Annotated in this window: 24 protein-coding genes and 1 riboswitch; of the genes, 6 read left to right on the top strand and 18 right to left on the bottom strand. The window is 39.7% G+C overall.

Going from position 1 to position 26,696, the window contains the following annotated elements; genetic code table 11:
- Positions 1-346: 346 nt before the first annotated feature.
- Positions 347-1,603 carry a Glu/Leu/Phe/Val dehydrogenase gene (locus HMPREF0874_RS06095; RefSeq protein WP_008602423.1) on the top strand — a complete coding sequence of 419 codons (1,257 nt, stop codon included), beginning with the start codon at positions 347-349 and terminating at the stop codon, positions 1,601-1,603.
- A gap of 141 nt (positions 1,604-1,744) precedes the next feature.
- Here the strand turns inward: HMPREF0874_RS06095 and HMPREF0874_RS06090 are convergent, their stop codons facing one another.
- The 6 genes from HMPREF0874_RS06090 to HMPREF0874_RS10065 form a co-directional block, all read right to left on the bottom strand.
- Complete coding sequence (locus tag HMPREF0874_RS06090; RefSeq protein WP_008602421.1) at positions 1,745-2,236, bottom strand: QueT transporter family protein; 492 nt, start codon at positions 2,234-2,236, stop codon at positions 1,745-1,747.
- A 470-nt stretch (positions 2,237-2,706) separates the two neighbouring features.
- A complete protein-coding gene (gene queC / locus HMPREF0874_RS06085; RefSeq protein WP_008602419.1) occupies positions 2,707-3,396 on the bottom strand; it encodes a 7-cyano-7-deazaguanine synthase QueC in 690 nt (229 codons plus the stop codon).
- Positions 3,397-3,464: 68 nt separating this feature from the next.
- The gene (locus tag HMPREF0874_RS06080; protein ID WP_004695049.1) at positions 3,465-4,220 is read right to left on the bottom strand and encodes an exodeoxyribonuclease III; all 756 of its coding nucleotides are present in this window, start codon (positions 4,218-4,220) and stop codon (positions 3,465-3,467) included.
- A 150-nt stretch (positions 4,221-4,370) separates the two neighbouring features.
- A complete protein-coding gene (locus HMPREF0874_RS06075; RefSeq protein ID WP_008602417.1) occupies positions 4,371-4,598 on the bottom strand; it encodes a hypothetical protein in 228 nt (75 codons plus the stop codon).
- A 13-nt stretch (positions 4,599-4,611) separates the two neighbouring features.
- Positions 4,612-5,430, bottom strand: a complete 819-nt coding sequence (locus HMPREF0874_RS06070; protein ID WP_008602416.1) for a sulfurtransferase — start codon at positions 5,428-5,430, stop codon at positions 4,612-4,614.
- Positions 5,431-5,481: 51 nt separating this feature from the next.
- Positions 5,482-5,646, bottom strand: a complete 165-nt coding sequence (locus tag HMPREF0874_RS10065; protein ID WP_008602413.1) for a hypothetical protein — start codon at positions 5,644-5,646, stop codon at positions 5,482-5,484.
- 314 nt (positions 5,647-5,960) lie between these two features.
- On the opposite strand from HMPREF0874_RS10065, the gene HMPREF0874_RS06065 reads away from it, so the two are divergent.
- Entirely contained in the window at positions 5,961-6,890 is a 930-nt protein-coding gene (locus HMPREF0874_RS06065) for a DUF3829 domain-containing protein (protein WP_008602411.1), read from the top strand.
- A 67-nt stretch (positions 6,891-6,957) separates the two neighbouring features.
- Here HMPREF0874_RS06065 and HMPREF0874_RS06060 read toward each other — a convergent pair whose 3' ends face one another.
- The 10 genes from HMPREF0874_RS06060 to HMPREF0874_RS06015 all read right to left on the bottom strand — a co-directional run bounded on the left by HMPREF0874_RS06060 (position 6,958) and on the right by HMPREF0874_RS06015 (position 20,351).
- Positions 6,958-8,511 (bottom strand): ABC transporter substrate-binding protein, encoded by a 1,554-nt coding sequence (locus tag HMPREF0874_RS06060; RefSeq protein WP_008602409.1) that lies wholly within the window; start codon positions 8,509-8,511, stop codon positions 6,958-6,960.
- Positions 8,512-8,897: 386 nt separating this feature from the next.
- Positions 8,898-9,713 (bottom strand): ABC transporter ATP-binding protein, encoded by an 816-nt coding sequence (locus tag HMPREF0874_RS06055; protein WP_004697532.1) that lies wholly within the window; start codon positions 9,711-9,713, stop codon positions 8,898-8,900.
- A complete protein-coding gene (locus HMPREF0874_RS06050) occupies positions 9,706-10,503 on the bottom strand; it encodes an ABC transporter ATP-binding protein (RefSeq protein WP_004695041.1) in 798 nt (265 codons plus the stop codon). Before HMPREF0874_RS06050 ends, HMPREF0874_RS06055 begins: the two co-directional genes overlap by 8 nt.
- A gap of 12 nt (positions 10,504-10,515) precedes the next feature.
- Positions 10,516-12,084 carry an ABC transporter substrate-binding protein gene (locus HMPREF0874_RS06045; protein WP_004697531.1) on the bottom strand — a complete coding sequence of 523 codons (1,569 nt, stop codon included), beginning with the start codon at positions 12,082-12,084 and terminating at the stop codon, positions 10,516-10,518.
- A 153-nt stretch (positions 12,085-12,237) separates the two neighbouring features.
- The gene (gene nikC / locus HMPREF0874_RS06040) at positions 12,238-13,059 is read right to left on the bottom strand and encodes a nickel transporter permease (protein WP_004695039.1); all 822 of its coding nucleotides are present in this window, start codon (positions 13,057-13,059) and stop codon (positions 12,238-12,240) included.
- Entirely contained in the window at positions 13,059-13,997 is a 939-nt protein-coding gene (nikB, locus tag HMPREF0874_RS06035; protein WP_004697516.1) for a nickel ABC transporter permease, read from the bottom strand. Before nikB ends, nikC begins: the two co-directional genes overlap by 1 nt.
- 144 nt (positions 13,998-14,141) lie before the next feature.
- Positions 14,142-14,329, bottom strand: a riboswitch (cobalamin riboswitch).
- Positions 14,330-14,732: 403 nt separating this feature from the next.
- The gene (gene potE, locus HMPREF0874_RS06030; protein WP_004697529.1) at positions 14,733-16,064 is read right to left on the bottom strand and encodes a putrescine-ornithine antiporter; all 1,332 of its coding nucleotides are present in this window, start codon (positions 16,062-16,064) and stop codon (positions 14,733-14,735) included.
- Between the two features lie 589 nt (positions 16,065-16,653).
- Positions 16,654-18,081, bottom strand: coding sequence for an argininosuccinate lyase (argH, locus tag HMPREF0874_RS06025; RefSeq protein ID WP_008602407.1), 1,428 nt, complete (start codon positions 18,079-18,081; stop codon positions 16,654-16,656).
- Positions 18,081-19,292, bottom strand: a complete 1,212-nt coding sequence (locus HMPREF0874_RS06020) for an argininosuccinate synthase (RefSeq protein WP_008602405.1) — start codon at positions 19,290-19,292, stop codon at positions 18,081-18,083. Before HMPREF0874_RS06020 ends, argH begins: the two co-directional genes overlap by 1 nt.
- 252 nt (positions 19,293-19,544) lie before the next feature.
- Entirely contained in the window at positions 19,545-20,351 is an 807-nt protein-coding gene (locus tag HMPREF0874_RS06015) for a transglycosylase domain-containing protein (RefSeq protein WP_038125688.1), read from the bottom strand.
- A gap of 331 nt (positions 20,352-20,682) precedes the next feature.
- On the opposite strand from HMPREF0874_RS06015, the gene HMPREF0874_RS06010 reads away from it, so the two are divergent.
- On the top strand, positions 20,683-20,961 hold the full coding sequence (locus HMPREF0874_RS06010) for a metal-sensing transcriptional repressor (RefSeq protein WP_004697521.1): 279 nt from the start codon (positions 20,683-20,685) through the stop codon (positions 20,959-20,961).
- 93 nt (positions 20,962-21,054) lie between these two features.
- Here HMPREF0874_RS06010 and HMPREF0874_RS06005 read toward each other — a convergent pair whose 3' ends face one another.
- Together HMPREF0874_RS06005 and ptsP are read right to left on the bottom strand one after the other, a co-directional pair.
- Positions 21,055-21,315 carry an HPr family phosphocarrier protein gene (locus tag HMPREF0874_RS06005; protein ID WP_004695032.1) on the bottom strand — a complete coding sequence of 87 codons (261 nt, stop codon included), beginning with the start codon at positions 21,313-21,315 and terminating at the stop codon, positions 21,055-21,057.
- Between the two features lie 136 nt (positions 21,316-21,451).
- Positions 21,452-23,179, bottom strand: a complete 1,728-nt coding sequence (gene ptsP, locus HMPREF0874_RS06000; RefSeq protein WP_008602401.1) for a phosphoenolpyruvate--protein phosphotransferase — start codon at positions 23,177-23,179, stop codon at positions 21,452-21,454.
- A 318-nt stretch (positions 23,180-23,497) separates the two neighbouring features.
- Here ptsP and dapF point away from each other — a divergent pair, with 318 nt between their 5' ends.
- Genes dapF through pfkB form a run of 3 tightly spaced genes read left to right on the top strand, consistent with a single transcriptional unit; the run spans position 23,498 to position 26,673 of the window.
- On the top strand, positions 23,498-24,331 hold the full coding sequence (dapF, locus tag HMPREF0874_RS05995) for a diaminopimelate epimerase (RefSeq protein ID WP_004695030.1): 834 nt from the start codon (positions 23,498-23,500) through the stop codon (positions 24,329-24,331).
- Between the two features lies 1 nt (position 24,332).
- Positions 24,333-25,730: a Na+/H+ antiporter NhaC family protein gene (locus HMPREF0874_RS05990; protein ID WP_008602399.1), complete on the top strand. Its 1,398-nt coding sequence runs from the start codon at positions 24,333-24,335 to the stop codon at positions 25,728-25,730.
- 28 nt (positions 25,731-25,758) lie between these two features.
- Positions 25,759-26,673 (top strand): 1-phosphofructokinase, encoded by a 915-nt coding sequence (pfkB, locus tag HMPREF0874_RS05985; protein ID WP_008602398.1) that lies wholly within the window; start codon positions 25,759-25,761, stop codon positions 26,671-26,673.
- The last annotated feature ends 23 nt before the right edge of the window (positions 26,674-26,696 follow it).

The following is a 26,696-nucleotide window of genomic DNA, read 5'->3' as shown; positions in this document are numbered from 1 at the left end:
ATGAGGCTGGTGAAAGTATCTTTCACCAGTCTTTTTCGTATAATCTTTAAATTCGTATAATCTTTAAAATACTTTATTAATGCATACAGATGGGTCTATATTCTTCGGAATATAGATTTTTATTTTTTGTAAAAGTATCCATTTTCATAGATAAGACTATCCTCCACCAAGAGATTTTAAAGTGACAGATATCACAGTAACCATCTATATTTTTCCTACTTTTAAAGGTTAAAAACTATAGAATATATTTATAAAAATATAAAGGGTATTCTATTTATAATGTCGAATACTTAAGTATGTGAAAAATTAGCACTAATTAATTTACTCTGTTATCCGGGAGGTAATTATGAGCGGTTATAACCCATATGAAAACATGTTAAACACATTAGACGTAGCAGCTGAAAAGCTCGGCTATACTCGTAGTGAATACGAAGTATTGCGTCACCCAGAACGGGAACTAAAAGTAGCAGTTCCTCTTCAACTAGACAATGGCGAAGTTCGCGTATACGAAGGCTATCGATGCCAACATTCCACATTGCGTGGTAGTGCTAAGGGCGGTCTTCGCTTCCATCCAGATTCCGACGAAAATGAAGTGCGTGCACTTGCGGCATGGATGACTATTAAAAACGCTATCGCTAACATTCCTTATGGCGGTGGTAAAGGGGGCATCAAAGTCGATCCTAAAACTTTAAACCCTCGTGAGTTAGAACGCTTAACTCGTAACTTCGTACGCCGTATTGCACCTATCATTGGTGTTAATACTGACGTTCCTGCACCAGACGTAAATACGAATGCCCAAATCATGAGCTGGATTGCTGACGAATACAGCACATTAAAAGGCGAATGGAGCCCAGGTATCGTTACAGGTAAACCAATCGAAGTAGGCGGTTCCTTAGGCCGTAATGAAGCGACTGGTCGCGGTTGTCTCATCGCATTGCAAAGCTATCTTGCTAAGAAAAACTTAGATATTAAAAACCTTACAGTTGCAGTTCAAGGCTTTGGTAACGTAGGTTCCGTAGGTGCTCGTCTCATTGCACAAGCAGGTGCAAAAGTTGTGGCTATCGGCGACGTAAGTGTTAACATCTACAATCCTAACGGTCTCGATGTTGAAAAAGCATACGAATATGCTAACTCCCACGGTCGTTCCCTAGAAGGTTACAGCGAACCAGGCATGACTACAATTGGGCCTCAAGAGTTATTGGCTCAACCAGTGGATGTATTGTACATGGCGGCCCTTGAAAACCAATTAAACAAAGACAACATGGAAAATATCCAAGCTAAGATCATCTTGGAAGGCGCTAACGGCCCTACTACTAATGATGCGGATAAATACTTCTATGAAAAGGGCATCGATATCATTCCTGATGTGCTTGCCAACGGTGGTGGCGTAGTTGTATCCTACTACGAATGGGTACAAAACAAAGCAAGCTTCTACTGGACTGAAGAAGAGGTTAATGAAAGATTAACTAAAAATATGCAAAATAGCTTCGAAGCTGTTTGGGAAATGCAACATAAATATAATGTACCTCCTCGTCAAGCAGCATACATGGTTGCTCTTGAACGACTCGTAGTTGAAACTAAGTGGCGTGGCTACAACTGTTAAACTCCTATACCTCCATACATGTTAGCCATGGAAAAGGCGTAAGCTCACATTGAGCTTACGCCTTTTTATTTACCTATATACATAATCGAAACATCTCTTGAGGCTCAATTATTTACTTAGTTTTGTCAATAAAACCACTTATTATTTAAAAGCACCTAATAAAGCAGCCACACTAGGACGGCTCATCAAAGCTTTCACCAATACAGAACCAAGAATCGCTGGAACAGTTTGACCCACGATGAGGTTCAACACTAATGGCCAGTACGGTAGGCCAAGTAATGGGCTGAGCCACAATGGCACACATAGTGCAGGCACAAAAACAATGGGAAGCATTGCCCACCAAGCACTAAGGCCAAGCTTGCGCATGCCTACGATGATGCCTGTCGTTACTACACCGACACCAAAGCCCCCTATCATATCGAAGATACCAAGACCACCGAATAGGAAGTTAGAAATGAGGTTGCCAATCCCCATGGGAATCACCAAGAACGGAAAGGCATAAGCAAGTGCATATAATGATGTTGCTATACGAATTTGATACGCCCCGAAGGAAACGCTTTGCGTTACATACAATACAACGATGTACAATGCCACAACCATGGCAGAAATAGTCAATTTGCGTGTAGAAATCATAACACTCACCTCCTCAAAATAAAAAAGCATGGCAAAACTACCATGCTTACAATGCTTATGAATTTCCGTAGTTTTGTTTAGAGACAGGATGGTTTCAAACTGTCTTATTTAGTTGTCGCCTTTAGGCAGTACTAATATATCATATATCTAATATTTTCGCAATTAATTGGGATTAAGGCGGACTTGTAGGATCATCTACGATTAGTATCAAGATTGTAAGGTGGGGGTGGTGGCAGATACCTTTCCTCATCGCTCCACTGGCGAACCGGCCATCGGCCTAGGGCCTTGACCTGCCAAAGTCGCTCTTTGAAAAGGTATCTGCCACCACTTCAAATTTAGCAACTCTGCTTATCCCCTAATACTAGTGACGTACAAGTCCGCCTTGAATCACATATACATGCTACTCTATTAGAATATATGTAAAGTAGTCGCCTAAAAGGCGACTGCTTGTCTAAGCCAGTTTATGGGTATTATAGTGCTGGGTCTTCGACTCCGTTTGCGTGGAAGGCTTTAGCTCTGTCGATGCAGGTACCGCAGTGTCCGCATGGTTTGTCTCCGCCTTCGTAGCAAGACCAGGTTAAGTGGTATGGTACGTTGAGGCGTAGGCCTTCTTTTACGATGTCAGCTTTGTTGGCGTTAATAAAGGGTGCTTCTAAGGAGCATTCTTTACCAGAGCCTTCAAAGATGGCGTCGCCCATAGATTTGTAGAAGTGTTCTGTACAGTCAGGATAGGCATTACCCGCCGCATCATCACTGTGAGCACCGTAATAGATATAACCGCAGTCTAGAGATAGTGCCAAGGATGCTGCCGCAGATAGGAATAGACCATTTCTAAACGGTACATAAGTGCTCACCGTACCCTTCCCTTCTGCATCTTGTTGTTCTTTGTAGGAACCTTGCGGAATGTCTTCACTAGATTGTACTAACAGGGAGCAGTTACTGAAGGCAAATAGCTTGGTAACATCCATCGTTTTACCTTTCATATTATAGTACTCTAAAATAGCTATGGCAGCTTCTAATTCTTTACTATGTTTTTGACCATATTGAATCGATAAGGGCACCACATTGTCTTTACCAAATCGTTCAATGGCGAGGGCCAAACAAGTAGTACTGTCTACGCCACCGCTAAATAGAACAACAGCTTTTTGTTTTTGAGCCATAGTATCTCCTTTTCTATCACAACAGCCTCATCCGTAGATGAGGCTGTGCTTTTACATTCACTAAAATTTTATAGATCAATAACCAATTCTACTGGACAGTGATCGGAGCCAAAGATTTGTTGATGAATCTTCGCTTCTTGGATTTTATCATCAAGGCGTTTGGATGTGATGAAATAGTCAATTCTCCATCCTGTATTCCGTTCACGAGCTTTCCCCATATAGGACCACCAGCTGTATTGCTCAATAGCATCTGGATAGAGGTGACGGAATGTATCTGTAAAGCCTGCCCCTAAGAGTTCTGTCATCTTTGCACGTTCTTCATCGGAGAAGCCCGCATTTTTACGGTTTGTCTTAGGATTTTTTAGGTCGATTTCTTGATGGGCTACATTGAGATCACCACATAGAATGACAGGCTTTTTCTTATCTAATTCAAGTAGATAATTACGGAATGCGTCTTCCCAAGTCATACGATAATCAAGGCGAGCTAATTCACGTTGGCTATTCGGTGTATAACAGCATACCAAATAGAAATTATCGTATTCAGCAGTGATAACACGGCCCTCTTGATCGTGTTCTTCAATACCGATGCCATTAGTTACGGACAATGGCTTAATACGCGTGAATACAGCCGTGCCACTATAGCCTTTCTTAACTGCACTATTCCAATATTGCTCATACCCTGGCAACTCCAAAGAAATTTGATCGGGTTGCAATTTTGTTTCTTGCAGGCAGAAAATATCTGCATCTAATTCATTAAAGGATTCCATGAAACCCTTTGTTACAGCGGCGCGGAGGCCGTTTACATTCCAAGAAATTAATTTCAATTCTTACTCCTTTATAATACTTCTTTATAATACTTCGCATCAATCTAATACTATTCACCGTATTTAACTTGGTGAAAGTCTCTTTCACATAGAATATACGTCAAGTTTTTGCTTAATGTAAGCTAATCTAAAGATTATATGTTAGCAATACTACTGCTTTTTATGTTTCTTAGCATGTCTTGCTTCTGCACGAGCCTTACGGGCGTTTTCGTTGGCTTTAAGATCACTTTCACGTTTCTCACGGAAATAGTTAGCCACCGCCGACAAGACAAGAATCACTAATACAGTTACATTAAACATACCAGGTCCAAAGGTATAGATGTGATAACACAAATAACCAAAGGCAACGACTGTTAGTAATTGTTTTAATAGATTCATTCGCCCTCCTAAGTTAGTTTAATGTTTCTACACCTGTACTAAGCGGGAAGCCTTCATACGTTACCCAGTCACTAGAACTACCAACATATAAAGCAGATTCAAGTCCTACTTCACTCATGGTTAACAACGCATTGCAGGCAGTCACACCAGACCCACAGTACGTTACAACTGGCCTATTTTGGTAGATTTCGTTGTAATACTCAGCCTCTAAATCTTTCAAGGATTTAGGACCATCTACGGTATAGCCACTTTCATAAAAATGATTAACAGCCCCAGGAATATGCCCTGTCATACCATCCATCGTATCCACTTGAGATCCATCATAACGGAATGGCGCACGAGCATCAATAATAACATGATCTCCGCTTTCACTAGCCTTGAGCACCTCATCGCGACTCATAACCATATCCGTTTGCAACTCGTAGTTAAAAATAGATGGTTCAGCAGGTAACGGGGTCGGCTCTTTAGTTAAGAGATGGCCCTCTCGAACCCATCGTTCAATACCACCGGATAAAACGCGTACATCTGTTAAGCCCATGTAACGTAACGTCCACCAAAGACGGCCCGCTAAGAATAGCCACGAATCATATACTACAACCTTTGAGTTACGAGTGATGCCATAAGACTCAAAGGTATGAGCTAACTGTTCCATATCTGGCAATGGATGACGACCACCATGCTCGCCTAAAGGACCAGTCAAATCCTTGTCTAAATCTACCGCATAAGCCCCCTTAATATGGCCTTTTTTATAATCTTGATACCCTCTAGCATCTAAAATGATGACCTCATCGAAACAAGCTAATAATTCTTTAGGAGTGATAAAATTTGACATGTTGTACTCCTTTCTTTGATTATATCGAAAAATACAAATCTTTTAATATTATTATATACGACTATAGCGGGATATACAATTGAAAGCTACTGATATTAAAAACTCATCACAATTGCGTAACCCATCTTCAATGGCAGATAATACATTACGCCCTTCCCCATTAGCAATAAGTTCCGAAGATGTAGCAAAATTGATTAATTGATTCGATTCTGACATAACGAACTCCCTATATAATGAATACTATACTTGCTATTATACCAGCCGCAGCTACAACGTCTAGAGAGTATATAGTTTTACTTTTAAAAGTATATTTTTATAACAGCTTACAGCCTCATTCATCGTTTAATCGCTAATTATAAATATAAATACATGTCCAAATCTAACATTTTCATCTATTCCTTATAATTATCGTATCTATACGTCTTTTTTGCCACGTAAAGTTGTGATATAATGTAAATAATTACTCTTAGGACATTAGTCTGTCCAAATGGATCCAAAAGAGTTAGTGTGTTTTCAAGGAGCGTGCGCAGTTGAAAAAGGGGTACATCAAGTTAATAGCAGCCATTGTGCTCGGTGCTGCTATTATCGGTGGTGGGATCTATGGGGTGTATACACTCTTATCATCCAATACAACAACAATTTTATATCGATCAACCGTTGACGATAAAATCAACGCCATACGACCTTATATTGTTGCATTAGATGCATATAACTCATACAGTGTAGCCTATGCTAACCAATTACAGCCAACTCTTGAAGAGTTGCGCAATGGGTCTCATAATACGACGATTACCTTACCTAAATATAAGGAACTTAAAGCTGCATTAGAGGTAGCAAAACAAGATAGTTCTACACCCTACGAAGACGTAAACCAAGCGACAAATGACGTCCTCGTAGTACTTGATCAAATTATTCCTATTGCTGATCAGTTGCAATCTTACTATGTGGAACGTCGTTATGAAAAGGATAATTATAAAGGTAGCGATGAGCTAGCAGCTCAATATGTACCTTTAGCAGAACAGTTCTACGCTACATATAATGCATTAGACTTAGCTTTAGATAATCGTAATAATGAGCTTTATAACGAACGCATGACTGAGTATCAGGGAGAAAAGCGGGAAAATGCGGTTAACTTTATAGAGATAAATCTCATAACAGCACAAACTATTGACCTTATTGATCCAGATGGGAATACAGACACCCAAAAGGTAGAATCAAACTTACAACAAATTACACAACGCCTCAATAAATTACAACCTGGTACTACACCAGAAGTACAAAATGCGGTAAGAGAGTATCAAGACTCAGTAAAAGAATTTGTTGCAGAGGCACGCAACTACATTATTATCAACTCATCTTATGGCGAAGCTTATACGCAATTATTTACCAAGTATAATAAAATGATTGGCAAGGCCAATGCAGTTAACATGGCAGACTTAGATGTAACAGAAAAAAAATAATATTTAGATAACACAAAGGACTAGCCCATGCGAGCTAGTCCTTTTATTTTTATGTAAGCAGCAAACTTTATTTCTTTTTCAAATCTTTTGTAATGATGTAATATTCAGACGGTGTTATCTTGATACCATCAATATGTTTATTACCTACAATATTAATTTTAGGATACCCAAGGAATAATGCTACAGCGTTATCTAACATCAGTTGTTGGGCATTGATAACCGCATTACGACGCACCACTGGATCGCTACTACTTTCACCAAGAGCCAACAATTCATCGAAACGAGGATTAGAGAAGCCAGACCCATTAGTTTCAACGCCTATACCCCAATATTGTTTCAAGAACCATACTGGTTGACCCGTATTAGCGGTTACAACACTGGAGATAATCATATCATAATCACCAGATTGAGATAATGTGTCGATAACCGCATAATCTACGATTTTAATTCGTAAATCTACACCGATTTTTTTGTAGTCCGCTTGCAATGCTTCCGCATATAATGGCAATTCAGGACGAGTTGTGTAGGCATAAAAATCAAGTACGAGGTTTTCACCGTCTTTATCTACAATACCGTCGCCATTTGTATCTTCATAACCTTCACGTTTCAGTAATTCTTTAGCACGTTCTACATTATATTTATTAGGATCACGCAATTGGTTAAAGCCATAGTCTATGGATGGTGGCAATGGAGCCTTACCGGCTACGAAGGTATCCTTCATGAGGTTCTTCGCATAAGACTCACGGTCTGCTGCTGCAATGAGGGCTGCACGAAGATTAGGATTCTGTAGTTTCCCTTTTTGCCCTATACGAACAAATACGTCACGCAAGGAAGCCACTTCATAGATAGTGAATTTCTTATCATTTTGGAAGATACTATATTCACCAGGTCCAATGTTAACGGCCATATCTACATCGCCCGCTTGTAACGCCATAGCACGAGTATTCGCATCATTAATAGATGGGATTTCAACCTTAGCAAAGCCTGCCTTGCCATCCCAGTAATTATCATTGCGCTTTAGTTCAGCACGCTCTTTTGTGAAAGAGGATACTACATATGGACCAGTACCAATAGGACCTTCCTTTGCAATATCACGACCATTCGCCTCTGCTGTCACATCCATAATCAAAAACAATGGATCTCCTAACAAGTTGGGCAAATTATAATATTCCTTGTCAGTCTTGATGGTCAACTCCTGACCGTTAGCAGTAATTTCTGTATAGTTAAAGAACGTTTTTGCTCGTTTACTTTTAGCAAAAGTTCGTTCTAAAGATGCTTTTACCGCCTCAGCTGTCAAACTATTACCATTTGAGAATTTAACTTTATCATTGATGGTGAAAGTCCATGTTAACTTGTCATCACCTTGCTTCCAAGAGGTGGCAAGCCAAGGCGTTGCTTTCATTTGATCATCAAACTTGATAAGCGTTTCACCTATACCAAATCGTACAACGGCCCAACTAAAATAATTTTCCGTTGGTTCTAATGTGCCAGCAAAACTAATAGCCCCTACCTTTAATACATCATTAGATGAAGCAGAATCTTGATTCATACAACCAATAGTCCCGAGCATAGTCACACCAAGGGTCATACCAATTAGTAAAGCCTTGCGTAATCCTTTCATTTATACACCTAACCTTTCTACACACATTAACTATCTATTTATACTCAGATACTCACTATTTTTTGCATTAACATAATCTAGTAAATATAACCTGCTTTTACAATAGTTAATATAAAGAGAATCTATGTACATCACTTCATATGAGCATATCTTATTATACCCATAGGGGTATATTTTATACAGTCAACTATACTATATATTAGGTGTTAACACAATGTATAATTTGAGAAACATTTCAATATATCTATTAAAAAATTTCATATCTTAACTATGCATAAAAATAGCAGTTAGTCTTGAAACTAACTGCTATTTTAAGTTTACCTATCCGATGTAACTCTCTACATTTCAAATTTATACTTTTGAAATTTTGAAAGTAAATTTTCCTATTAAGCTTCTAATGCAGCCTCATCCAAGGTAAGCGGCTTATGATCTTGACCAATTTCAAAGATAGAGCTCAATAAAACCTTTGTATATGGATGTTTTGCATCCGCCAAGTGGAAAGCATCTAGTTCTTCAACGATAGCACCTTTGTACATTACGACCACCTTGTGGCACATAGTACGAATAAAGGCAATATCATGAGCAATAAATAGGTATGTTAAATTTTTCTTTTTTTGTAAACGCGCCAAAAGGTACGCAATGGAGTCTTGTACAGATACATCTAGGGCACTAGTAGCCTCGTCTAACACGAGGATTTCGGGCTCTAAAACGATAGCACGAGCAATGGCAACACGTTGGCGTTGACCACCAGACATTTCATGAGGATAGCGATGCATAAACTCGCGAGGTAAATCTACCATTTCCAGGTAGTCACCTGCGATTTGCTCTTCTTTTCCCTTTTCAAGAAGACCAAAATTATAAAGTGGCTCAAGAATGATATCTTTAACCTTCATACGTGGGTTAAAAGCTGCAGATGGATCTTGGAATACCATTTGAATCTTTTTACGATATTCTTTCGTTTGTTCAGAATTCATATGTTGAATCTCTACACCCTCTACATAAATCTCGCCTTCCGTAATAGGAAGCATTTTCATGATCATACGAACCAATGTTGTTTTCCCAGAGCCAGATTCCCCTACAATCCCAAGGGACTGACCTTTTTCGAGAGTTATATTAATATCCTTACATGCTTCAAGCTCACCACCAGTAGGAAGTGGGAATCGTTTACATACATTCTTAATTTCTACTGCGTAATTAGTCAATGTAACGACCTCCTCCCAATGTTGGCACAGCGTCTTTTAGTTGTTTCGTATATTCATTAGATGGATTTTCCAAAATGTCTTGTGGGGTTCCAGCATCTACAACACGGCCCTTTTTCATAACAATAATATAGTCAGACATATACGCTGCTACACCAAGGTTATGAGTTACCATGACTATTGCAGAATTATGCTCTTTAGCTAGTTCAAGCATTTGCATAACCACTTGAGATTGTGTTGTTACATCCAGAGCAGATGTCGGTTCGTCACCGATGAGTAATGCTGGGTCCAATGCTAACGCCATAGCAATACCAACACGTTGACGTTGACCACCAGATAATTCGTGTGGATAACGGCGCAATATATCCGCTCCATTAGGAAGAGATACAGATTCTAATAACTCAATTGCTCGTCGATCACATTCATCATTAGTGATTTCAATATGAGATGTAAACAATTCTCTAAATTGTTTACCAATGCGAACAATTGGATCTAATGCACTACCACTATCTTGGAAAATCATAGCCATATCTTTACCACGTATGGCTCTCCATTCTGACTTAGATAGGGTACGAAGGTTGTGACCGTTAAAGATCATTGTACCGTCTGTAACCTCACCACCTACAGGTAATAAACCCATGAGGGCCCGGATTACAGTAGTTTTACCGGATCCGGACTCACCTACAATGGTTAATACCTTACCGCGTTCCAAGGTAAAGTTCACATCCATAACAGCAGGCACACCTTGGTACGCAATGTTAAGGTTTTCTACAGTTAGTATGTTTTCTGCCATTATAGCTCCTCACTATTTTGTAATTTTGTTAGTAATCCAGTAGTAATCACTTGGGTACATTACAGCACCTTTCAAGTAAGAACCTGTAACGATATTAGTTTTAGGATAGCCTAAGAATAATGCAGCACCATCATTCATCAACAATTGTTGAATTTGCATTGCGTAATCACGACGTTTTGCTGGGTCGAATTCAGTTTCAGCTGCATCTAACAATTGGTCAACTTGTGGATTGGAGTAACCAGAACCATTTTGAGGGTTGGAGCCATTGTTGTTAGTGTGCCAATAGTTAGCCAAGAACCAGATTGGATCACCTGTATTAGCTGTTACAATGTTGGAGATAAGCATATCATAGTCGCCGTCTTGACCCATTTTATCGATCAAGTTATAGTCAACTGTTTTGATTTTCATATCGATGCCAACCTTTTTAAGGTCTGCTTGAACAGCTTCTGCATAAAGTGGTAATTCTGCACGAGAGTTATATACTATGAAGTTGAATGTTAATGGTTTGCCATCTTTATCAAGGATCCCATCGCCATCAGTATCTTTCCAACCATCTTCAGCCAACAATTGTTTAGAACGTTCAGGATTATACGCATTAGGATCTTTCAAATCGTTGAAGCCATAGTCCATGGATGGTGGAATTGGAGCAGAACCAGGAATAAATGTACCTTTTAACAATACATCAGCATAGTTTTTACGGTCTGTTGCAGAGATAACTGCAGCACGAACTTTGTCATCCCCAAGAATACCTTTTTGATTAATACGGGCCAATACGACACGAAGAGATGCGATTTCATCTACTTTGAATTTATCATTGCCTTGGAATAAACCAATTTCACCAGGACCGATGTTAACAGCCATATCTACGTCGCCAGATTGTAAGCTCAAAGCACGCGTATTAGGATCATCGATGGAAGGAATTTCTACAGTTTTAAATGGTACTGTACCATCCCAGTAGTTTTCGTTCGCAGCCATTTCAGCACGTTCTTTAGTGAAGGATTTAACTACATATGGGCCTGTACCGATAGGACCTTCCTTCGCAAAGTTACGGCCATCTTTTTCAGCTTGAACGTCAACGATTAGGAACAACGGATCCGCTAAAAGGCCAGGCATATTAGGATATTCTTTTGTTGTATGAATAACTAATTGTTGACCATTAGCTTCCATAGAGTCATATTCAAAGAATGTTTTCGCACGATTAGACTTTGCAAAAGCACGTTCAATAGACGCCTTTACAGCTGCTGCATCAACTTTTTTACCATTGGAGAATTTCACCTTATCATTGATTGTGAAAGTCCACGTTTTATGGTCTGGGGATACTTCCCATTTAGATGCAATCCATGGTTGAGGTTTCATTTGTTCGTCAAACTTAGCCAATGTTTCACCTACACCATAGCGCATTACAACCCATGCGAAGAAGTTTTCTGTAGGTTCTAATGTGGATGCGAAGTTAGTAACGCCTACTTTTAATACATCTTTGTTAGCAGCACCATTATTATCAGACCCACAACCAGCTATGAAGGAACCCATCATTACAATACTAAGACCTGCTAATAGGGCCTTTTTCCAAGATTTTTTCATTTAAAATCTCCTTTTACAACTACATGTAAAACATAAAAACATTTAACATCATCACTATCTAAAATAGTTGTGATGGAAAAACCATAATTTCTTACCAATCATAATGAAACTTTCACTAGATAAAGATTCAAATTTATGAAGGTAAAAACAATTTTATCCTTGATTTTTTGGATCCACTACATCTCGTAAGGAGTCAGACCAAAGATTAAAAATAGCAACCACGATAAGGATGGACATACCAGGGAATGCCATGAGCCATGGACTCGTTTGCAAGTACTGGCGACCCTCGTTAAGCATAAGACCCCATTCTGGAGTCGGTGGCTGAGCACCAAAGCCAAGGAAGGATAAACCTGCTACCTCAATCATGATAGCCCCGATATCTAATGCACCTGTTGTAATAACGAGAGGCATAATATTAGGAATGATATGACGTCTGATGATGGCCGTCGTAGATGCGCCCATCATAACAGCAGCCGTTACATATTCCTCACCGCGCACCTTGAGCGTCATAGAACGTACAATACGAGCATATTTTGCCCAACCTACAACAGATAAGGCTAAAATCGTATTTACAATGCTACCACCTAGAATACCAGCAATAGCAATAGCCAATACGATACCAGGGAATGATAACATGATGTCTGCTAAACGCATAAGAACCATTTCAACTTTACCGCCAAAATAGCCTGCTATAGCACCGATGATAGTACCAATGCTCACCATGATAACGACGATGGATACGCCCATGAACAAGGATAATTGAGTACCATAAATGATACGAGATAATACATCACGTCCTAATTTATCTGTACCAAACCAATGTTGGCTGCTTGGTGCTTGCAATGCCTGACTTATATTTGAGGTGAAAGCATCGCCCGGTGCAAGCCAGGGTGCAAAGATAGCGATGAGAACAATGATAATCATCAACCCACTATAGAAAGAGAACAATTTATGTTTTTGAATAAATTCTGCCATTATGCTCTCTCCCTTTTCAATCTAGGGTCTAATAAGATATATGATGCATCAACCAATGCGTTAATACACATATATGCTAAAGCAACCCACAACACAAAACCTTCAATCAATGGATAATCGCGCATAGTAATAGCATAAATTGCCATATTCCCAAGTCCCGGCCAAGAGAATACCATTTCTACGACTGCCACACCACCTAGTAACCAACCAATAACAACACCAAGAATAGTGATGAGTGGTAACACCGCATTAGGTAAAATATGACCGAATAAAATTTTTATCTCACTAACACCGCGAGCACGAGCGCCAATAACATAATCCTTTTGCATTTCCTCAAGGATAACGAGCCGCACTTGACGCATGTATTTAGACCCAACAACAACTGCCAAAGTAATAGCGGGCAAAATAACACCAGACGCAGTCACTCGAGAGGATGCAATCGGTACAAGGCCCAATTTAAGACCGAAGATGTAAATCAGTACAAGACCTAACCAGAACGTAGGCATAGATACGCCTACGAAGGATAGAAATCTCAACACATAATCAACCCATTTGTTACGATTTAAGGCGCTTATAATACCTGCAGGCAATGCATAGAGCAGCGTAAATACTAAAGCCGTACCCGCTAACATTAATGTACCTGGTAAAGCCTCCAACATACGATCTACTACTGGTTTTTTAGCAGAATAACTCATCCCTAAATCACCTTGTGCGGCATTGACGACCCAGTTTGCATACTGTACTACAAATGGTTTATCTAACCCAAGCTGAGCCCGAGTTTCATCGATAAGCTCCTGAGATACGATAGTATCTGCCGTTTCAAGTAACATCGTTACTGGGTCACCTGGTGCTAAATAGGTGAGACAAAATGTCAAAAATGTGATGCCAAACAAGGTAACAATAAATTGCCCCAATTGTTTGACAAAGCGTTTGCCCATAGGCGCCTCCTAAACTCTCTAAACACTAACAACAATTCAAATGACAAACTAATGGTACTAGCTTTTTTATATAGCGATGAAGCTTAAAGGCTAGGGAACGAAAAAAGGTTAGTCGCCCGACTAACCCAAATTAAGCACAGCATATGCATACCATGCCTTTAGAGCAGGCTTTCTGACTCTGATTCATCGCAATATTTCGGCCTTCCCAGTTTCCCAGTGACCCTATAATGAAACCTTGCTCCTCATTACAGCTATTTACATAGTATGGGTTTTTCACCCATTTTCCTCTTTTACGCTCGGTAAATACCGACACTCACTAGTTCATTCATTTTTATCGATTATAAATATACTATATTAACACTCTATTTACAATACATATACCCCTTATGGGTATATGTATTTCGCATATTTTCAATATAATTTTTATACTGATAAAAAATATTGATTAATGATTAAATTCACAATCCTGCATAAAATTATATAAATTAACTTATATAAATAATTTTTTATTATATTTACTGTATATGACAGTATATATATTAATTTTATTAATAATAAAGCAATGTAAAAACTTTATTATAAAATCTTTTTATACACAGCAAAAATTTGATTAATAATTATACTCTTCATGTTTTTTCATATCTAGCTCGCATTAATTATGAGTCTAATGCATGATTATGATAAAAAAGAGGCTATTACCAAGTAATAGCCTCTAATAAGACGAGATGTATTCAGTTAATCAATACTTTGTTGTAAGCGGTGTGCTCTGCGTGTATCCCACGCTTTACGCAAAACATAAATCACCAAACCTATGCTTACTGCCACTGCGCTACCTACCATAGCATCAAAACCACATGCGTAGATTGCATATAGACAATAAAGAACGCCTATACCGAACAAGTAATTAGAGCGTTTAATACGACTTTCAGCTACGCCAGCCATACGCATCATTGTAGGTACTGCCAAAATGCACAATACATACGGTACTACGTTAGTTACAACCGCTAAGTTTACTAAGATTTCAAATTGCTCACGCAAGGATTCGCTTGCAGTGAATAAAGTAAGTAATGTTTCAACAGCGAGTAAAATCAATACACCACGAACAGGAGCATCTTTGCTATTTACACGAGCGAATATTTTAGGGAAGTAACCATGTTCTGCTGCACTTTTGAAGACGCGAGACAATGTGAATTGCCAGCAAAGCAAAGCGCCAAAGCAAGAAATAACCATAGCAGCCATAACGATGTTTGCAATTGTATCATTGAACATGTATACGAATGTCAAACCGAATGGTGCATTAGAATTTAATAAATCAACGTTAGGCACAATACCTGCCATAACGTTTGTGGACAAGATATAAACCACTGCCACTGCTAATGTACCCGCCACAGTTGCGATAGGTACGTTTTTCTTTGGATTCTCAACAGCATCAGCATTAGCCGCTGCGGACTCAAATCCTAGGAAGCCCCATAAAGTTAGGGAAATAGATTGCTTTACCGCATCATAAAGCGGAAGATCATTTGGGTTCCATGCCGCCCAATAAATAGATGGATCAAACCAATACCAGCCGATTGTACCGATTAATAAAACCGGAACAATAGAGCCCCAAATAGTCATATTGCTGAGTCGACCTGTGAAACGATTCCCTCTGAAGTTTAGAATCGCTGCAAACCACAAGAGCACAATTGTTACCTGACTTGTTTGTGTCGCATTGAGGTCAACACCAAAGAAAGCTGCGCCATAACCTACGGCAGATACCGCGATGGCGATATTAGCAATGATGAGAGATATGCTGTAAGCATAGCTCGCCATAAAATGTCCAGTTTTACCGAAGCGATGTTCTGCATAACCGCCCATGCCCCCTTGTTTTTGGGAGAACATACCCGCTTGAGCAAAAATATACGCTAGTAAAAGCGCACCCACAGCTGTCACGAGCCAAGATAAAACTGAAATAGTACCAACTTGAGCCAAATTAGTTGGTAACATAATGATCCCAGCTCCTAGCATATTGGCTGCTACCATTGTGGTTAGCTGGAATACAGACATTTTTTTAGCGGTGGTTTTCATGTATCAATCCCCTTTCACTAAGGTGAATTTTTTCTCGTCCATAATTCACTTAAAATATATATACCGCTAAGTAAATTCAGTTCGTGCTGTGATGGGCTTGAATGTGAATTTACCGTTTTTATTCTTATTACGAGTTAAATAATAACACCTATGAAACCAAAATAAAAGTACTTTATTGGCGGACAAGGCATATTACACGAATTGAATAAATCATAGGTAATTTATCATCAAAATCGAACAGAACTCATTTTAATCGTGGCAAAGTATATTTTTACCCCATTTTATTCTGTGTATAGATGTAATTTTTCCTATCTATCACGGTTATAGTGTCCTAGTACAAGACTATTATTCTCTCACAGTCCACTATACATGTACATGTAAATACATCATTTTAATAGTGGATTATCAATTAGAATTTTGGGCTTTATAGGTATCGTCTAGCTTTTAAATAAAAAATCGATATACATATAAGTATAATGGGCAATATTAGACCCTTAATGAAATCCTTATATGTATATCAATCTTATTTTTCCAGATTTTATTGATAACTATTCTTTATTTTTATCTACTGCTTATTCCGCACTAAGCTCTACTCTTCTACAGATTCAACGATTTCTTTCCATTCAGCAATTTGCTTTTCCTCAGCAGCGATAATAATTTTACCATTATTACGTTGTCGTTCCACACATTCTGGAGCCGTACCAGAATAGTTATTACGACCTGCAACGCAAGCTTCGATGGAGATAGCGTCAAGAATATCTGCATCAAAATGGTTGGAAATAGCTTTGAAGTCCTCTACGGATAGATCAAGGAGTACACAGCCTTTTTCGATGCAATGATGCACTGCATTACCTACAATTTCATGGGCTTCACGGAATGGGACACCTTTCTTCGCAAGATAATCTGCCATATCCGTAGCATTAGAGAAGTCGTCATCAAGGACTGCTTTCATATGAGCCCCATTGACCTTCATACCACGAATCATAGCCGCATTAATGGACAATGCGAAGTGTACTGTATCAATAGCATCGAAGATACCTTCTTTATCCTCTTGCATATCCTTGTTGTATGTAAGAGGCAGGCCTTTCAAAGTTGTTAAAAGGCCTAACAAATGACCATAGGTACGGCCTGTTTTACCACGAACCAGCTCGCAAACGTCAGGATTTTTCTTTTGCGGCATAATACTAGAGCCCGTGCAGTGAGCATCATCAAGTTCAATAAAATTAAACTCGTTGGTAGACCATAAGATCAATTCTTCACTAAGACGACTCAAGTGCATCATCACTAGAGATGCAAAGGACAAGAATTCAACTACGTAGTCACGGTCAGATACGGCGTCCATACTATTTTCGTAAATACGAGAAAAGCCCAAAAGCTTTTGCGTATATGTTTGATCAATGCCGTATGTAGAACCAGCTAATGCGCCGGCCCCAAGTGGCATGATGTCAGCATGTTTGAATACCATCAACAAACGATCAAAATCGCGTTCCAACATAGAGAAATAGGCCATCATATGATGCCCAAACAATACAGGTTGAGCCCGTTGTAAATGCGTATAGCCAGGCATGATAACATCACTATACTTTTCAGCTGTTTCGATGAGAGCCTTCTGCATATCTACGATGAGTTCACCCATTTCCACAACAGCTTTACGCACGTACATGTGCAAGTCTACTGCGCATTGGTCATTACGGCTACGACCTGTATGCAAACGACCACCTGCTTCACCGATGTCATCAGTTAAACGCTTTTCAATATTCATATGAATATCTTCAAGAGCTATAGAAAATGGGAATTCCCCTTTATCGATTTGCCCTTTAATTTTTGTTAAACCTGCTAAAATAGCATCTCGATCTGCGTCGGAGATAATATTTTGTTTTGCCAGCATTGTCGCATGTGCCTTGCTACCTGCAATATCTTCGGCGTACATCCGCGCATCAAAAGCGATAGAGGATGTAAAATCCTCTACCGCTTTATCAGTGCCTTTTATGAAACGCCCGCCCCACAATTTAGCCATTATTTACCTGCTTTCTCTTTCATCAATGCATTAATTTTGAGAGGTAAACCAAACAAGTTGATGAAACCTTCTGCATCAGATTGATCGTATACATCATCTTCTTCAAATGTTACGAAATCTTCGCTGTACAAGGAATATGGGGAAGTGCTGCCCGCAGAAATGATATTGCCTTTGTACAATTTAAGTTTTACTTCACCGGTTACAGTTTTTTGAGTTTCATCAACAAACGCTTGTAATGCGTTCATCAATGGCGCAAACCACATGCCATCATATACGAGTTCAGCGTATTTGTTAGCAATGAGTTCTTTGTAGTGGTATGTAGCTCTATCTAAGCAAAGGTATTCAAGTTCTCTGTGAGCATACATGATGATGGAGCCACCCGGGTTTTCATAAACACCACGGGATTTCATACCTACCAATCTATTTTCAACGATATCTACAACGCCCACACCATAATGTGCGCCGATTTCATTGAGTTTTTCTAATATTTGTAATGGGGTGCCTTCTTGACCATCTACGGCTACAGGTACACCTTCTTTAAAGGATACAGTTACATAACCAGCTTCATCTGGAGCTTGTTCTGGTGTATGTGTTACCAAGTACACATCATCTTTAGGAGCATTTGCTGGATTTTCAAGTTCGCCGCCTTCATGGGACAAATGCCATACGTTTTGGTCCATAGAATATGGATGAGATTTTGTAGCTACAACTGGAATATCGTGTTTAGCAGCATATTCCATGCAATCTGTTCTAGATTTCAAATCCCATTCTCTCCAAGGAGCAATGATTTTCATGTTAGGAGCTAATGCTTTGATAGTCAACTCAAAACGAACTTGGTCATTACCTTTACCAGTCGCACCATGAGCGATTGCATCAGCGCCTTCTTTTTTTGCAATATCTACAAGGATTTTACCGATTAAAGGTCTAGCAAAGGATGTACCTAATAAATATTTACCTTCGTAGATCGCACCAGCTTTTACTGTAGGCCATACATAATCTTTTACAAACTCTTCCTTAGCGTCAACGATGTACGCTTTAGATGCGCCAGATTTGATTGCTTTTTTCTCAACTGCATCATAATCCTCAGGTTGGCCCAAGTCTACACACACAGCAATAACTTCAGCGCCATAATTTTCTTTTAACCAAGGAATGATAACAGAAGTATCTAAGCCACCAGAATATGCGAGTACTACTTTATTTGCTTTACCCATGATAACACCTCATAAACCACTATCTATTTAGACTCATATAATCAATACAATATCAGATAATTGTGAAAGCACCGTGGTATCTTCTATTACCAACAAGCATTTTCTCCTTCTGACAAAAAATAGTATACACCTGTATAATTATAAATGCAAGCATTATTTTTATTCACTTTAATAATATATTTCGTTTCCGAACTAACAAAAAAGCTATATCTAGCAATCAAACACCAGATATAGCTTATTAAATATATTAACTTATTCTTCCACAAGCTCCAAGTCTTGTTCGTACGCATAGTCTGCTTCGGCTTGTGTAATCATGCCTTGGTCTACCATTTGTTCGAGCACCAGCTTTTGTCGAGCCTTTGCACCTTCATAGTTCGTATAAGGATCTAAATAGGACGGTGCATTGGGTAATGCTGCTAGCAAAGCACTTTGCCCCAATGTTAATCGGCTTGGGCTTGTTCCAAAGTAGCCGTGAGCAGCTTCGTAGATACCGTAATAGTTATGACCATAATATACGGTATTCAAATACATAGTGAGAATTTCTTCCTTAGAGTAGTAATGTTCCATTTCACTAGCAAGAATCGCCTCTTCCACCTTACGACTCATGATACGCTTCGAGGAAAGGAACAGATTTTTTACAAGTTGTTGTGTAATAGTACTACCGCCTTCTAGCGTTTCACCTGCTATAGTGTTTGTGTACAAGGCGCGAATAATACCGAGTACATCAATAGCTCCATGTTTATAATACCGCTTATCTTCAATAGCGATTAGTGCATTTTTTGTGTACTCAGGAATAACATCCCCTTTCACCCAATGCTCTTTTGAAACACGTTGATTAAGAGCTATCTGTACTTTATCTCTAAATGTAAACAGTCGTATAATTCGATCCGTACGACTGAGCGTGTCTTCACTTTGTTCTATTTGTTTTTCAACAATTGTATGAGCTTTACTCTCACGATTTGTCCCTTGAAAGCTATGGTATCCGTCATATATAAACATAGCCAAAATCATGACCACTACGAACACGACTAGATTTCGAAGGTAGCGAAATACTTTCATTTCTTTCACCTATTTCTTAAAGGTCTGTAATATAAACACATGTAACTATAGGTTTATAATCTAGCTATCTATACAATACCTTATATACATATACAAATATAAAGTATATTAAATGTATTGTATCACATCAATCAATAAGAAGATATGTAAAACACTAGTTTTTACGTCCACTCATACTACAAATATATTTAATATATCTTAATAATGGCATGATACCCTATATCTATATATACCGATTAATGCATATTAGTTATACTTATTAAGTTGTATTAAAAACTTTAAATAGAGTATAATGTATGAGATGATAAAAACATGCCTATGGAGGAGTAAAATGAAACAGTGTATGGATTCAGAAAATCTGCATCGTCGATTGCGTAAAATCTTAGGTCAAGTGCAAGCTATTGATCGAATGATTGAAGAAGACATTCCCTGCGAAGATGTGTTGAGCCAAATTAATGCAGCTAAATCTGCACTACATAAAGTAGGACAAGTAATTCTTGAAGGACATATCAACCACTGCGTACGAGATGGTATCGAACATGGTGACGTGGAAAAAACCATTAGCGACTTTACAAAAGCTGTAGAGCGCTTTGCAAATATGGGTAAATAAAAAAGGACTCTACAAATGAATTGCACCCAAAAAATTGGACATAATTTTTGGAGGTGCAGTTCAAAATGTAGGGTCCTTTTTATTACCCTCATATTAATCGTGGTTAGTTGTTAAGAATTCGCTCAATGCAGCGAGTGCCTCGTCTTCGTCAGCACCGTCAGCCGTCAAGGTAACGGATGTGCCTTTTGTAGCACCCAAGGTCAATACAGTTAAAATGGATTTAGCATCTGCTGTTTTGCCATTAGCAGCGATAGTCACTTTGGAAGCGAACTTAGCAGCCAATTGTGTGAAAGCTGTAGCAGGACGAGCATGTAAACCGGATTCGTTAGTAATTTCTACTGTTAATTCTTTCATGATAACCTCTTTCTATCTCGATAGGCGGTGCCTATCCATACGTTCTAATAGATATATTGTATCAATATCAAGCATTTCAATTCAAGTATATTACATCCTATTTACTATGTAATAATCCTATTTAACAAAAGTAAAATTATAATAAACCTTTTTCAGCTAATACAGATTTAGCGTATTCTGTAATTTCTTCTGCTGTGTCCATAGTAAGTGCTTTATTTGCTACCTCTTCACATTCTGTTTTGGAAACAGAACGCAAAATATTTTTAATAAGAGGAATCGAAGAAGCCGTCATGGAGAATTCGTCGAGGCCAAGGCCCAACAGAATCATGGTCGCCACAGGGTCGCTAGCAAGCTCACCACACATGCCTGTAAATTTACCTTGTTCATGACTAGCATCAATGACGTGCTTAATAAGACGTAACACACCTGGATGCAATGGTTGATACAAGCTACCAATTGCTTCGTTCATACGGTCTACTGCCAATGTGTATTGGCAAAGATCATTCGTACCGATACTAAAGAAGTCTACATATTTAGCAAGAATTGGAGATATAACAGCTGCCGCTGGTACTTCGATCATGATGCCAACCTTGATATCCTTGTTGAAATCCTTACCCTCAGCCTCCAGTTCCTCCTTACATTCACTAAGCATAGCATTCGCTTGCTTCACTTCCTCAACGGAAGCAATCATAGGATACATGATGTGAATATCACCAAACGCACTAGCTCGTAATAAGGCACGCAATTGTACCTTAAAGATGTCTGGACGATTTAAGGATATACGAATAGCGCGATATCCTAGGAATGGATTCATTTCACTTGGTAAATCAAGGCATTTCAATTCCTTGTCTCCACCGATGTCCATGGTACGGATAATAACAGGCTGCCCCTTCATATCTTGGGCTACCTTTTTATACTCTTCGAATTGTATTTCTTCTGCAGGCAATTCGTCATTTTCCATGTAAAGGAATTCTGTACGATACAAACCAATACCTTGTGCGCCCATAGTGAGCGCATGTTTAGCATCCTTCGCCTTACCAATGTTGCCGAATAGTTCTACATGATGACCATCAATGGTAGTAGCTTCAAGATTAGCGGATTCGCGCAACCGTTTTAATTCCTCTTGGAACGCCAACGCTTGATTTGTATACTCCGTCCAATCCGCATCAGATGGATTGATTTCCACGATACCATCCGTACCAAGAACGACTGCCTTATCGCCATCTGCAAAGCTTTCAATATCACCAACGCCCATAACTGCAGGAATCTCTAAGGTGCGAGCCATAATAGCCGCATGAGATGTAGGGCCACCTGCTGCCGTAACGATACCTTTTACTACCGCTTTATCAAGGGATGCCGTATCAGATGGTGCCAAATCATGAGCCACCAAGATAACCTCGCCAGAAATATGTGATAAACCGCGAGGGTTCATGCCTAACATATTACGCATCAAACGATCACCGATATCCTTAATATCTGCGCCTCGTTCACGCATATAGGCGTCTTCCATGCCGAGAAAGATATTTGCAAAGGTTTCAATTGTTTGAGCCGTAGCCGCTACCACATTCATATGGCTAGACTCAACAAGGGATTTAATTCCGTCAGATAAGGATGGGTCTTGAGCAATTTGCATATGCGCTTCAAAAATAGCCGCCTCTTCTGGCCCCATTTCATCCAACGCTTTTTTACGAATAGTATCCAATTGTTTTAAGGTAGATGCCATAGCAGTTGCAAACTTGCCAATTTCTTCTTCTACCTTGTCTTCCGTTACATTGTAATCAGGAATGACAATTTCCTCTTGAATATATCTATATACATTGCCTACTGCAACGCCACGAGATCCAGAAATCCCTTGAATTCGCATATGTGTTCCTCTTTCTATTACGATTAACTACATTACTCTTTATTTTATCATTTCTCTGTTAAACAATAAAGTAATCCAAATACCTATACTCCCTTAAATAACCGTCCCATATGGGGCATTTTTTGTTTTACTATAACTCTCAATAAACGTTGTAAGCTTTCCTTATTTTCCCTTTATTTTGCTATAAATTTATACGATTCCATGCCATGCTTAGGACCTATTTATGATATAATATTATAATATAGAATATATAATAATAAACATATGAGACTTTCACGGGCTTCATGGTGAAAGTCTTACTTATTGATAGGAGACTTTATGAAATTAACGAAAATGCATGGTCTCGGCAATGACTTCATCCTCTTTGCCGACCCACAAGGGACGTCTAAAGACTACACAGACCTCGCCATCCGCCTTTGCGATCGTCGCACGGGTATTGGTGCTGATGGTCTTGCTATCCTAGTTCCTTCCGAAACCTGTGATGTGCGCATGCGCATCATCAACTCCGATGGTAGTGAAGCAGAAATGTGCGGTAATGCCATCCGTTGCTTTGCCAAATACGCTTATGAACACGGTGAAACAACGAAGGAGACTTTCACCATTGAAACCTTAGCTGGCGTAATGAAGCCTACATTGACTATCGAAAACGGTATAGTCACACAAGTTACTGTAGACATGGGCAAACCATTTTTTAAGGCCCAAGACATTCCTATGAATGTAAACATGGATAAGGTTATCGACGTAGACCTCAATGTAAACGGTGAAACCGTAACAGTGAGTTCTGTATTGCTCGGTGTGCCTCATACGGAGGTATTCATCGACGACATTACAAAAGCCCCTGTTACAACACAAGGCCCTATCCTTGAAAAGCACGATGCCTTCCCTGCCAACACCAATGTAAACTACATTGAAGTGGTAAACGACAAACACATCAAGGTGCGCACATGGGAACGCGGCGCTGGCGCTACTTTAGCTTGTGGAACAGGATCTTGTGCCTCTGCCGCTATGTCCTTTGAAAAGGGCTTAACAGGCCGCGAAGTAGATGTGGAACTCTATTTAGGAACATTGCATATTTCATACTTGGAGGATGGCACGGTGCTCATGACAGGCCCGGCTGAGGAAGTCTTCGAAACAGAACTTCCTATCGATTAAAATGAAGTGGTTACAACTTATATTAAATGCGTTCCTAAGGTACCAACAGGGTCGCACACTCATACCACGGAATATAGAGCCCCTTTTGGGACTACTTGCATCCATTCTCGTCATCCTCATAGCCGTAGCCAATAGCATCGCTATTGGTTATGCCTTGATTGTCGTATGGTGCATCATGGCCTTTGTATTTTATCGCAAAGGATATCAACCAAAGGAACTATTAAACCTATCCTGGACAGGTGCTAAAACGTCCATCGTGGTGATGCAAATCTTTCTTCTCATCGGTTGGCTCATCGCCATGTGGCAAGCAGCGGGCATTATCCCTATGATCATTGCCACAGGCATCGACTTGATTGATCCGTCTATCTTTATCGTCTGTGCCTTTTTAATAACAGCTGCCGTGAGCATGCTGTTGGGCACCGCACTAGGAACTGTAGGCACGATAGGCATCGTACTCATCACGATGGCAAGAGCTGGGAGTATTCCAGAAAATATCGTAGCCGGTGCCATTATTGCAGGTGCTTACTTTGGTGATCGAAACGGGCCACTATCCTCTAGTGCGTCTCTCGTAGCAGCCTTAACCCATACAAAGGTATCGACGAATATTCCCATCATGTTTAAAGATGGTATTCCAGCACTCATCATCTCTACAGTGCTGTATCTATTACTATCTCAGTGGTACCCACTCAATTACGAAAATAGTTTACTATCCGATACAATTCACTTTATTTTCAACATCGATTGGACATTATGGATTCCAGTCATCATCGTCATTGGTCTATTGCCTTTGAAAGTATCTATCCGTTGGCCTATCGGACTCAGTGCATTAGCAGCGGCCATTCTAGCTTATACAAATCAAGGAGCCACCATTTCTGAGTTGGGATGGTATACCTTAACGGGCTTTGAACTACCGCACTACAATCCACTAGCTAATATCATTCATGGCGGCGGTCTACAAACGATGTTTATCCCTACCCTTTCGATCTTCATGGCTACTGCCATTTCAGGCATGCTTGAAGGGGTTGGCTTCTGGAACGACATACGACAACTGTTAGAACGAGCTAAAACACGGAGCGATATATTTGCTGCCAATGTAGGTCTTGCCTTTTTAACAGGTGCTATTGGATGCAGCCAAGCTATTGCGGTAGTTATGACGCACTCTATTATGCGTATTACCTACGCGCAGCGAGGCATTCAAGACGAAGATGTAATGCTAGACTTTGAAAATAGCGGCATCCTCATCGCTCCATTGCAACCGTGGAATATCGCTGCCTACGTGCCCGTTGTCATGATGGGTACAAGTTCAGCAGGTTACGTACCATTTGCCTTCTTCCTATATCTAGTACCACTCATCTATTGGTTACGACTACGGAAGCAAGATCAATCAATCATACGCTAATTAGTATTATCTCAAAAGGGGAAATTGTATGATTTACACTATTACCTTTAATCCAGCTCTCGATTATATCGTGCGCCTTGATCACCTCAAGACGGGCACTATTAATCGCACCATCCAAGAATACGTTCTCGGTGGCGGCAAAGGTATCAACGTATCTATCGTGCTCAATAATCTTGGCATGGATACGACAGCACTCGGCTTCATCGCAGGGTTTACAGGCGAAGAAATCGTAACACAACTCAAGAACTTCGGCGTAAAAGAAGATTTCATCCGACTTCGCGAAGGATTAACCCGCATCAATGTTAAGGTAAAGGCCTCTGATGAGGAAACAGAGATTAACGGCCGCGGCCCAATCATCGGTGCCGACGAATTAGAGGCCCTATACAAACAGCTTGATGCATTGACCGAAAAGGATACCTTAATCCTTGCTGGCAGCATTCCTTCTAGTCTATCAAGCGATATGTACGAACTCATTATGGATCGCTTACAACATAAAAATATTCGCATCGTAGTCGATGCTACAAAAGATCTACTCACAAAAGTCTTGCCTTATAAACCATTCTTAATTAAGCCAAATAATCACGAGCTTAGCGAAATCTTTGGTCGCACTCTCGCTACAAAGGATGACCTTGTAGAAGCTGCTAAAGCATTACAAGAGAAAGGTGCACAACACGTGCTCATCTCCATGGCTGGTGATGGAGCTATCTTGGTCGCTGCTGACGGCACTGTATACACGAGTCCTGCCCCTAAAGGAACACTCGTAAATTCCGTAGGCGCTGGCGATTCCATGGTCGCTGGCTTTATTACGGGCTATGAAAAGACAGGTAAATTACAAGAGGCGCTCTACTGGGGCATCTCCAGTGGATCTGCCTCTGCCTACTCTGAAAACCTCGCAACCCTTGAAGAAGTAGAAACACTACTTTCACAAGTACGAGTTAAATAATTTTATGTTTTATTTGCATCAAG

Source organism: Veillonella sp. 6_1_27, assembly GCF_000163735.1.
GTDB lineage: Bacteria > Bacillota > Negativicutes > Veillonellales > Veillonellaceae > Veillonella > Veillonella parvula_A.
This window is presented reverse-complemented; position numbering and strand designations above follow the sequence as displayed.

Bases quoted from the DNA above. Each gene is read 5' to 3' on its own strand.
- HMPREF0874_RS06005 (WP_004695032.1), bottom strand. From the start codon at position 21,315: ATGAAAGAATTAACAGTAGAAATTACTAACGAATCCGGTTTACATGCT.
- argH (WP_008602407.1), bottom strand. From the start codon at position 18,081: ATGGCTAAATTGTGGGGCGGGCGTTTCATAAAAGGCACTGATAAAGCG.
- dapF (WP_004695030.1), top strand. From the start codon at position 23,498: ATGAAATTAACGAAAATGCATGGTCTCGGCAATGACTTCATCCTCTTT.
- nikB (WP_004697516.1), bottom strand. From the start codon at position 13,997: ATGGGCAAACGCTTTGTCAAACAATTGGGGCAATTTATTGTTACCTTG.
- potE (WP_004697529.1), bottom strand. From the start codon at position 16,064: ATGAAAACCACCGCTAAAAAAATGTCTGTATTCCAGCTAACCACAATG.
- HMPREF0874_RS06060 (WP_008602409.1), bottom strand. From the start codon at position 8,511: ATGAAAGGATTACGCAAGGCTTTACTAATTGGTATGACCCTTGGTGTG.
- HMPREF0874_RS06015 (WP_038125688.1), bottom strand. From the start codon at position 20,351: ATGAAAGTATTTCGCTACCTTCGAAATCTAGTCGTGTTCGTAGTGGTC.
- pfkB (WP_008602398.1), top strand. From the start codon at position 25,759: ATGATTTACACTATTACCTTTAATCCAGCTCTCGATTATATCGTGCGC.
- HMPREF0874_RS05990 (WP_008602399.1), top strand. From the start codon at position 24,333: ATGAAGTGGTTACAACTTATATTAAATGCGTTCCTAAGGTACCAACAG.
- HMPREF0874_RS06070 (WP_008602416.1), bottom strand. From the start codon at position 5,430: ATGTCAAATTTTATCACTCCTAAAGAATTATTAGCTTGTTTCGATGAG.
- HMPREF0874_RS06020 (WP_008602405.1), bottom strand. From the start codon at position 19,292: ATGGGTAAAGCAAATAAAGTAGTACTCGCATATTCTGGTGGCTTAGAT.
- HMPREF0874_RS06090 (WP_008602421.1), bottom strand. From the start codon at position 2,236: ATGATTTCTACACGCAAATTGACTATTTCTGCCATGGTTGTGGCATTG.
- HMPREF0874_RS06050 (WP_004695041.1), bottom strand. From the start codon at position 10,503: ATGGCAGAAAACATACTAACTGTAGAAAACCTTAACATTGCGTACCAA.
- HMPREF0874_RS06075 (WP_008602417.1), bottom strand. From the start codon at position 4,598: ATGAATCTATTAAAACAATTACTAACAGTCGTTGCCTTTGGTTATTTG.
- HMPREF0874_RS06095 (WP_008602423.1), top strand. From the start codon at position 347: ATGAGCGGTTATAACCCATATGAAAACATGTTAAACACATTAGACGTA.
- ptsP (WP_008602401.1), bottom strand. From the start codon at position 23,179: ATGCGAATTCAAGGGATTTCTGGATCTCGTGGCGTTGCAGTAGGCAAT.
- nikC (WP_004695039.1), bottom strand. From the start codon at position 13,059: ATGGCAGAATTTATTCAAAAACATAAATTGTTCTCTTTCTATAGTGGG.
- HMPREF0874_RS10065 (WP_008602413.1), bottom strand. From the start codon at position 5,646: ATGTCAGAATCGAATCAATTAATCAATTTTGCTACATCTTCGGAACTT.
- HMPREF0874_RS06045 (WP_004697531.1), bottom strand. From the start codon at position 12,084: ATGAAAAAATCTTGGAAAAAGGCCCTATTAGCAGGTCTTAGTATTGTA.
- HMPREF0874_RS06010 (WP_004697521.1), top strand. From the start codon at position 20,683: ATGAAACAGTGTATGGATTCAGAAAATCTGCATCGTCGATTGCGTAAA.
- queC (WP_008602419.1), bottom strand. From the start codon at position 3,396: ATGGCTCAAAAACAAAAAGCTGTTGTTCTATTTAGCGGTGGCGTAGAC.